The sequence below is a fragment of the Brevundimonas sp. genome (assembly GCF_032107865.1).
Taxonomy (GTDB): domain Bacteria; phylum Pseudomonadota; class Alphaproteobacteria; order Caulobacterales; family Caulobacteraceae; genus Brevundimonas.
Map to the genome: position 1 here is coordinate 1 of NZ_DAMCNG010000116.1, position 8,500 is coordinate 8,500.

An 8,500-nucleotide genomic window follows, 5' to 3' on the forward strand; every position below is an offset into this window, starting at 1 on the left:
GGCTCGGGCGGCGGCAATGTGAATGTCAACGTGAACGTCAATGCGAACGCCAGCGCCAACGCTTCGGCGCGCGCCTGGGCCGGATCGCGAGCCGGCTCGACGGTCATCGTCGCGGGCGGCGGCGGCGCTTACTTCAACGTCGACCAGCCCTATCCGACCACCATCCAGGGCCTGAACGTCCAGGGCGGGATGCAGTCGGTGCGCGTGCCCTTCACCGCCACGCGCCGCATCGAGAAGCAGGTCGTGCTGCAGGCCGTCTGCATCGACGACCGCAATGTGCCGCACCCCGCGTCCCAGGTGACGCCGGGCCGGGACGTCGCCAACAGCTATGACGGCGAACTGTATCGCTGCCTGGCGGGCACGAAGCTGCAATGGACCATCAGCGACGCCGAAGGCGCGCCGGGCGAGACCGTGGCCTGCAACAAGGGCGACGCCCTGTGGCACGGCGCGGGCGGGCGTCTGGAGTGCCGTCCTGAACAGCAGGCGCGCCAGTGCAACGAGCGTTCGCTGCTGCGTCGCTACGGCGCCGGCGTGAAGGTGCTGAGCATGATGCGCGAAGAGACCTACACCGAGTACCGCGAGGAAATGGTCGAGGGCGCGGCGTCCACGGGCATGATCATGATGGACGGCGGGGTCGGCGGTCGGGTTTTCTGAACCGGCTGTTCAGCCTGGCGACAGGCGCAGACGCCTAAGGTCCAGGCATCGACTCTCCGTCGATAGGCCTAAACGACTGGGCCCCGTTCCTTGCGGAACGGGGCCCTTTCTTCGTTTGGAGCAGGCTTACTGCGCTGCGCTGGCCGAGACGACCTCGGCCTTCCACGCCGCATCCGTCTTCAGATACTGACGCGCGGCCGCCTGGATGTCGGCGGCGGTGAAGGATTCCAGGTCGCTGATGTGCGTCTGGATCTGCTCCAGGGAGGCGGGCTTGGCGGCCAGATCCTCCAACTGGCCCAGCCAGTATTCGTTGCCGGCCTGGCTGCGGCGCAGAGACTCGATCACCGGCAGGCGCGCGCGGTTCAGCTCGTCCTCGCTGACCGGCTTGTCGCGCAGGTTGGCGATGATGGCGTCGACGGCGCTGAAGAAGGCGCCGAACTTCTCGGGCGCCGTATCGGCCGTGATCGAGATGGAGCCGTAACCCGTGAACACGTCGGACGCCGAGGCGCGGACGCCAGGCGAATAGGCCAGGGCCTGCTTCTCGCGGATTTCGTCCAGGACGCGCAGCTTCAGCACCTCGGCCAGGATGGCGGCCCGGCGCGACTCGGTGCGATCATTGACCGCATCCGTGGTCGGCCAGGCGATGTAGGCCAGGCCCTGTTCGGCCGGACCTGCGTGGGTCAGGCGAACGGGCTGGGCCGTCGGCGCGGGGAAGCGGCGCTGATCCGAACCGGCCATCGGCTGGGCGGCCGGGGCGCGAGCGGGCAGGGCGGCGAAGGTCGAGGCGACCGAGGCGACCGCGTCCTCCACCTTGACGTCGCCGACCATGACGATGTCGATCGGGCCCGAGGCCAGGCCCTGAACCACGCCCTGCTTCAGGTCGTCCAGGGTGAAGGCGGCGATCTCGGCCGGCGAGGGCATGGATTCGCGCTTGTCGCCGCTGGCCAGCAGGCCGCTGGCCTGAAGGCTGAAGGCGCCGCTGGGCGTGGCCATCTGCTGAGCCATGAACTGAGGCAGGACGGCCTTGATCTGCTCGAACGGCGCCGGGCGCAGGCCCGGATCGGTCAGATAGGCGGCCAGCACCTGCATCTGCAGTTGCAGGTCGGCCGGACGGGTGGCGCCCGACAGCTGATAGGCGTCGCCGTCGATGGCGAAGCCGGCGCCGTAGATCTTGCCGGTCAGGACGCGATTCAGTTCGTCCGCCGTCAGCTTGCCCAGACCGCCCGCGGTGAAGACCATCGGGGCCAGGGACTCGGAGGTGAAGCGGTCGGTCGGCAGACCCATCTCGCCGATGCCGGTGCGGACAGAGATCAGGATCTGCTGATCCTTGAAGGCCGTCGGCTTGACGGTCAGGCGCACGCCGTTGGGGAAGGTGACGACCGTGGCGCCGACGGCGGCGACCTCGGTGGTCGAGACCGGCGTGGCGGCGGCGCCGAAGTCGGCGTAGGGCCATGCCAGCTCGGCCTGGACGGCCGGAGCGGTCACGGGGGTGGCGCGGCTGGCTTCCAGCAGGGCGGTGACGCCCGCTTCGCCGCCTTCGATCGGTTCGGGCGTGATGACCAGGGCCAGGGGGCCTTGGCCTTCAAAGGCGCGCTTGACCTCGGCGCTGACCTGTTCGGCCTTGAGATCCTTCACTGCGGCTTCGAACAGGGCGAGGTCAGCCGCCGGGGCCGAGAAGACCTTGTCGTCGTTGGCGGCGCCCAGCAGGGCGTTGGCCAGGGCGGGGGTGCTGCGCGTTGCGGCGGCCTGGACAGCGTTTTCCAGAGCCGTGCGCGTGTTGGCGATCTCGCGATCGATCTCGATCTGGGAGACGCCGAACTGCACCAGGCGACGCTGTTCCTGCTCGATGGTTTCCAGGGCGCGCTTGATTCCGCCGGGGTTGAAGGCGGCCGAGACGCTGCCGAGGTCCAGGGTCTTGAACAGAGTCCCCTGGCCGCCGCCGGCGCCGATGAAGGGCGGGTTGTCGGCGCGGGCCAGTTCGCCCAGGCGACGGTTCAGCACAGCCATGCCCAGGTTCTGCAGCAGGCTGTCGCGGCGTTGCGCGGCCGTGTCGGGATCGAGGTCGGGGTTGCGGATCCAGTTCAGCTGAACCGAGGACTGCACGCCCGGCTCGACCAGGATACGGGTCTCGGGTTGGCGGGCAGCGACCTGTCCCAGATCGGGCTCAGGACCGTCGGCGGCCTTGGGCCTCCAGTCCGAGAAGGTCGCCTTGATCTTGGCTTCCATCTGATCGACGTCGAAGTCGCCGACCGCGATCATGGTGGCGCGCTCGGGGCGGTAATAGGCTTCGTAGAACTCGACGAAGCGTTCGCGCGGGGCGCTGCGGATGATGCTGAGATCGCCGATCGGCAGACGGTTCGACAGACGCTGGCCGGGCGCCAGCAGGGCGATCTGCGCCTTCAGCGAGCGCAGGGCCGGGGTGTTGCGCAGGCGCTCTTCACCCTCGATCACGCCACGCTCGGCGTCGATGTCCTCGGCCTTCATCAGGGCTTCGGAGACCTGCTCGCGCATGATCCGCAGCGAGGTGTCGACGGTCTCGTCGTTGGTGCGCGGCAGTTCCAGCGTATAGGCGGTCTGGTCGAAGCTGGTGAAGGCGTTGGTGTCGGCGCCGAAGGCCAGGCCGAGACGTTCCAGAATCCGCAGCAGCTCATTCTCGGGCACGTTCGTCGTGCCGTTGAAGGCCATGTGCTCCATGAAGTGGGCCAGACCCAGCTGGTCTTCATTCTCCATCAGCGAACCGGCCGCGATCCGCAGGCGCAGCGACGCCTGACCGGGCGGGGTGGCGTTCTTCATGATGGCGTAGCGCATGCCGTTGGGCAGGACGCCGAAGCGCACGGCCGCGTCGGCCGGAATGTCGCTGGCCGCCTGGGCCCAGGGTCTGGAGGGTTGGGCGTCCTGCGTCGCGGCGGCTGACGGCGGGGTCAGGGCGACGGCGGGAAGCGCGGCTCCGCCCATCAGGGCGAGGCTGGACGCGGCAAGCAAGAGCAGGCGGCGAGGGGATCGCATTCGGTAGTCTCCGCGACGTGCGAGCGGGCGGCCCCCGGGACTGATTGCGGCCCTGCACGTAAGACAGGCGCGAAGCTTCTTCAGCTTCGCGCCTGTTCACGGTGACAAACGAGCTTGACTACCTCAAGTTACCGAAAGTTAATTCGGGCCAGTGACGTAGAAGCTTGCGGTGTTGCCGACGGCGTTGGAGCCCGCGACGACGTTGCGACCCCAGCCGTTGACGTTGGTCGTCGCCGTCGCCCGCACATCGCCCATGTTGGTCTGGCTGTTGCGCACGTTCAGGTCGCCGCCGCAGGTCGAACAGGCGAAGCCGGTGACGGCGTTGCCCGCCGCATTGGCCCCGACATAGGCGTCATAGCCGTTCTGACCCGTGAAGCCGGCGCTGGCGGTGACGCCGCCGGTGTTCATCTGGGTGTTGTCGATGCTGACATAGATGTCGTTGTTGCCGGCATGGACCTCATTGCCCACGGCCTCGGCGGTCGAATGGGCGGCGCCGAAGTCATAGGAGCTGAGTTCGGTGCGCGACAGCACCTCCGCCGAGTTCTGCTGATCCACGTCCACGACCAGCGAACCGCCCTGGTTATAGAAGGCGGCCTGGTTGGAGGCGGCGCGGCTGCGCGCGGCGATGTCCCAGGCGTTGCCCGCCCACACGCCGGTCCAGGCGGTGACGCCTGCGCCCGAGGCGTTCTGGCTGACCGCCAGGTTCTGGTGTGAGTTCGGCGTCGAGGTCGCCTGTACGGCGTTGGCGGATGCCTGGCTGCTGAAGACGGCCGGCGCCGGGGCGTAGGTGAAGCGGGCCTCGTTCTCGGCGTAGATTTCGCCGGTCGAATTCTGATCGGTGCGGCCGGTGATGGCGCCGCGCGCTTCGGCCGTGCCGCTGGCGCCCAGGGCGACGGTGTTGCCGATGGCGTCGGCCGAGACGTGGCCGCCGTAATTCAGTCGAGCGCCGGTCTCCACGATCTGGCTGCGCGCCGTGACGTTGCCGTTCAGGTTCTGACCGGCGTCGACGTCGATGCCGGTGTTGACCGCGGTTCCGGCCAGATAGTTGCCGCGCGCCTGGGTCACGCTGTTCACATAGCCCGTCTCGCCGCGCAGGGTCAGCGAGGTGTCCGCCACGGCGGCGCCCTGCATGTCCTGGGTCGAGCGGATGTCGGCGGCGCGGCCGTCGGCGCCGCCGGACAGGGCGTTGCCCATGGCGGCGTTCGACACGGCGACGTTGTCGCTGACGTTGACGACGTTCAGGCGTTGACCGCTGATGACGTCGCCCAGGTTGAGCTGTTCATTCAGGACCAGACCGCGATCCTGGGCTTGAGCGTGAGCGGAAGGGGCCTCAGCGGCCGCCATCACGCACAGCGTTGTCGCGGCGATCGTGCCAGCGAGACGGGTCGGCGCGAGTTTGGCCATTGTTCGTGTCCGTGTTTGCGTAAGCAGGATAGTAGCCGCCGGTGGCGCCGACCGGGCTGTCGCCCAGCGGGTCATTGGCGGGGTTGAGGCAGATTTCCGGGCCGGGGGCGCCGTACAGATTGGCCATGAACTCGACCGTGGCGCGTTCGACCAGGGCGCGGACCGCCAGTTGGACCGGCTCCAGACCGCTGGTGCCGGCCGAGATGTCGAAGACGTTGCCGTTCAGGAAGTCGAAGACGCCTGCCGACACTTCGCGGCCGACGATCTGCTTCTGATAGGAAACGACGTCTACGACCTCGAGGGTGGTGGTCTGCACCAGGCGCAGGTCGATCGCGACGTTCATCACGAACACCTTGCCGGTGAGCAGGCCCGAGCCGCCGTTCTGGCCCACTTCGCCGCCGGCGATGTCGAAGCCGCCCGAGCGGATGTTGTAGTTCACCTCGGTGATGCCGCCGACCACATAGAAGTCGGAGCCCGGCACCTGACCGGCCAGGATGCGGCGGAAGGCGGCGTCCTGGGGCGCGCCGTTCGGCTGGTCGTCGCCGATCAGCTTGTTGTTGGCGTAGCGCAGCTCCAGCTCGGACACCGAGGTGTCATAGCGCTCGACGATGCGGGCGCCGGCCTTCGCCAGGGCGGTGTTGGCCATCAGGGACGCGCCCTGGGTGATCTGGCGGCCGCCGTCCGAGGAGATGGAGCCGGTGTAGTCGCTGATCCGGCCCACAGCCATGCGCGGCGAGGGCAGGTTGTAGCGGCGCGCATAGTCGGCCAGGCAATACAGCGCGGTCGAATAGGGCGTCGGGTTCGACGTGACCGGCGCATTGCCGATCGGCTTGGCGTACTGACCCGAGGGGCCGGCCGAGGTGGCGCAGCCGCTCAGCAGAGCAGCAGCGGCGGCGACGCAGCCGAAGGCGCGCACGGGCGAGCGACGGATAGCGGAGATGTTCATGGACGGGGCCCGTTCAGGGTGGTGCCGGCGTTGATGTTGCCGTTGTTGGTCTGGTTGGAGTTGACGACGACCGTGTTGCGGTTGCCCTGGACGACCACATTCAGGTTGTTGCCGATGGCGGTGGAGCCGCCGATGTTGGTTCCGCCGCCCGATCCGACGCCGCCGTTGAGGTAGCTGGACGAGGCGTTGCTATCGCTGCGCGAATAGGCGCTGCCGTTCTGTTGGATGATGCCGTCGACAACCAGGCGGTTGCCGTTGGCGTCGCGGGTCGTGCCGCGGCTGGCCTGGGCGGTGGTGTAGCGCGAGGCGCCGTAGCCGGCCTGGAACTGGCCCGCTCCGGCCGAGCCGGTCGACTGCGCGACGGCGGAACCGGCGGGCAGGACCGCCAGCACGGCGGCGGCCGCTACGGTCATGAGTGTCAGGCTATGAGACGGCATAAGGCGCTCCCGAGAACTTCTGGAACGGCTCACGCAATGACCGTGCCATACGGTTTCAGTGTCGTATTGGCGCAAAACGGCGTCTTGAGATCGGATGCGACTGGCCCCATCAAGGGCGAATGTCCCAATCTGACGCCCGTTCGCCGCGGCCGCCGCGCGAAAAGATCTTCAACGCGCCCTTCCTGCCTCTGCTGATCGCAGCATCCATGCCGGTGCTCTTCTATCTGCAGGAGCGGCTTCCCGATCAGGGACTCTCCATGGCGTTCGTCCCGGCGGAGCTGTGGCGCGGGCAGTGGACGGGCCTGTTCACCTCCATGTTGCTGCACGGCGGCTGGGCCCATGTGACGATGAACGCCGTGGGCGCCTTGGCCTTCGGCGCGCCCGTGGGGCGGCTGATGGAGCGCGGGCCGGGGCCGCTGGTCTTTATTTTCTTCTATATAGCGGCGGGCGCCGTGGCGGCGCTGGGCTATGGGCTGGTGCATCCGAACAGCATGGCTCCGCTGGTCGGCGCGTCGGGCGCTGTCTTTGGCCTGATCGGCGCCGCGACCCGGTTGATGGGCGGCCATGGGCGCGTCCTGCCGCTGTTCCATCCGATGGTTCTGAAGGCTTCCGCTGCGTGGATGGCGGTGAATCTCATTGTGGGCCTGATCGGCCTGGCGCCGGGCGCGGACGGCGCGCGCATCGCCTGGGAAGCGCACGCCGTCGGTTTCCTGTTCGGCATCCTCGCGATCGGACCCATCGGCGGATGGTTCGCCGCGCGCCGTGATTTGCCTATCGGCGGAGTCTGAGCGAACCTGTCCCCCTTGCGGCCGGTCCGCGACGCCCGCGGACGACGGCCTGCCCATAAGGAGGAAGTCGCCATGCTGGTCGCCGAGATTCTCAAGGGCAAGGGAGACGCCGTCTTCACCCTGGCGCCGGACGCCACTCTGAATGACGCCTGCGCTGAACTGGAGCGACGCCAGGTCGGGGCGCTGATCGTATATAAGGACGCAAGCGTGGTCGGCGTCCTGTCCGAACGCGACATCGTCCGCGCCATCTCACGCGACGGCGCCGAGGCGCTGAAGCGTCCCGTCTCCCATTATATGACAAGCGAAGTGGTCTTCGCCGATCCAGCCGAAACGGTCGAGGCGCTGATGGCGCGCATGACGGACCGCCGGATTCGTCACCTGCCGGTGCTGCTGAACAAGCGGCTGGCCGGCGTCGTCTCGATCGGCGACGTGGTCAAATGCCAGATCGCCCAGGCCACGCAGGAAGCTGAAAGCCTGCGCACCTATATAGCGGCGGGGTAGGGGCGGGGCCGGCCTGTGCATAAGCGCCCGTTCTGTGGATAGATCGGGAAAGCCGCTTTTGCCTATTGCCACCCGGAAGGGCCCGACGTATATCGCCGCCTCGCTCGGAGACGGGCTGGCCCGACGGGCTTCGGAGACTTGGTTTTCGGGGTTTTGATTGGGGCAAGGGTTTGAAAAACCTTCTTGCTTCGGTTGGTTGGATCGGTTAGTTTCCGCGCTTCAATCGAATCGCTGGATTGAGTTGAGGGATAGCCTCTCGGTTTTCCCGGCGGTTTACTGCGGCCTTCGAAGCTTCGGTTTCGGAAAAAGCAGAAAGGCTGAAAAGCCCGGTTGACAAGGAGATCGGCTCTCACTAGATAGCCGCCTCCGCCGCTCCTTCCGGAGCGGTTTCGTGAAAAGAAAGTTCTTTAAAAAGAACTGCTTGACACGGAAAACTGGGGCAGCTAGATAGCCGCCTCCGCCGCGAACCGGCGCTAAACAGTTCAGCCGGTCTTCCGGTTCTGGTCTTTGAAATCGTTGATCTGGAAAGAGAAACGCAGGCGGCGGTGTCCTGGCGAGAGCCCTTCGGGGTTCATCAGTCGACACTGACAACTGCGGTCTTTTTGAAAAGACATACCATGTAACCGGTCTTCGGATCGGTGAACGTGGGATCTCGTCAAGAATACGTAGAACTAAAGCCATAAGCGGCCCTCTCCTGAAAAGGAATGGGGGATCGCAAATGCTTAGGTCAGATAAGTCAACTCAACCTGAGAGTTTGATCCTGG

The 8,500-nt window shown here is 66.9% G+C and carries 7 protein-coding genes; 3 read left to right on the forward strand and 4 right to left on the reverse strand.

Translation table 11 applies throughout. The annotated features are described in order from the left end of the window. A partial coding sequence (locus RT567_RS10500) for a hypothetical protein (protein ID WP_313576336.1) occupies positions 1-654 on the forward strand: 654 nt, incomplete at its 5' end. A 126-nt stretch (positions 655-780) separates the two neighbouring features. On the opposite strand, the gene RT567_RS10505 is transcribed toward RT567_RS10500, so the two are convergent. The 4 genes from RT567_RS10505 to hfaA all read right to left on the reverse strand — a co-directional run bounded on the left by RT567_RS10505 (position 781) and on the right by hfaA (position 6,423). After that, the gene (locus RT567_RS10505) at positions 781-3,660 is read right to left on the reverse strand and encodes an insulinase family protein (protein ID WP_313576337.1); all 2,880 of its coding nucleotides are present in this window, start codon (positions 3,658-3,660) and stop codon (positions 781-783) included. A 138-nt stretch (positions 3,661-3,798) separates the two neighbouring features. Continuing rightward, positions 3,799-5,064 carry a holdfast anchor protein HfaD gene (hfaD, locus tag RT567_RS10510; RefSeq protein WP_313576338.1) on the reverse strand — a complete coding sequence of 422 codons (1,266 nt, stop codon included), beginning with the start codon at positions 5,062-5,064 and terminating at the stop codon, positions 3,799-3,801. Then, positions 4,991-6,010 carry a holdfast anchoring protein HfaB gene (gene hfaB, locus RT567_RS10515; protein ID WP_087141900.1) on the reverse strand — a complete coding sequence of 340 codons (1,020 nt, stop codon included), beginning with the start codon at positions 6,008-6,010 and terminating at the stop codon, positions 4,991-4,993. The genes hfaD and hfaB overlap by 74 nt, the downstream gene beginning before the upstream one ends. Beyond that, positions 6,007-6,423, reverse strand: coding sequence for a holdfast anchoring protein HfaA (gene hfaA / locus RT567_RS10520; protein WP_313576339.1), 417 nt, complete (start codon positions 6,421-6,423; stop codon positions 6,007-6,009). Before hfaA ends, hfaB begins: the two co-directional genes overlap by 4 nt. Positions 6,424-6,566: 143 nt before the next feature. Here hfaA and RT567_RS10525 point away from each other — a divergent pair, with 143 nt between their 5' ends. Both RT567_RS10525 and RT567_RS10530 read left to right on the forward strand, forming a co-directional pair. After that, complete coding sequence (locus RT567_RS10525) at positions 6,567-7,235, forward strand: rhomboid family intramembrane serine protease (protein ID WP_313576340.1); 669 nt, start codon at positions 6,567-6,569, stop codon at positions 7,233-7,235. 72 nt (positions 7,236-7,307) lie between these two features. Then, the gene (locus RT567_RS10530; RefSeq protein ID WP_313576341.1) at positions 7,308-7,736 is read left to right on the forward strand and encodes a CBS domain-containing protein; all 429 of its coding nucleotides are present in this window, start codon (positions 7,308-7,310) and stop codon (positions 7,734-7,736) included. The last annotated feature ends 764 nt before the right edge of the window (positions 7,737-8,500 follow it).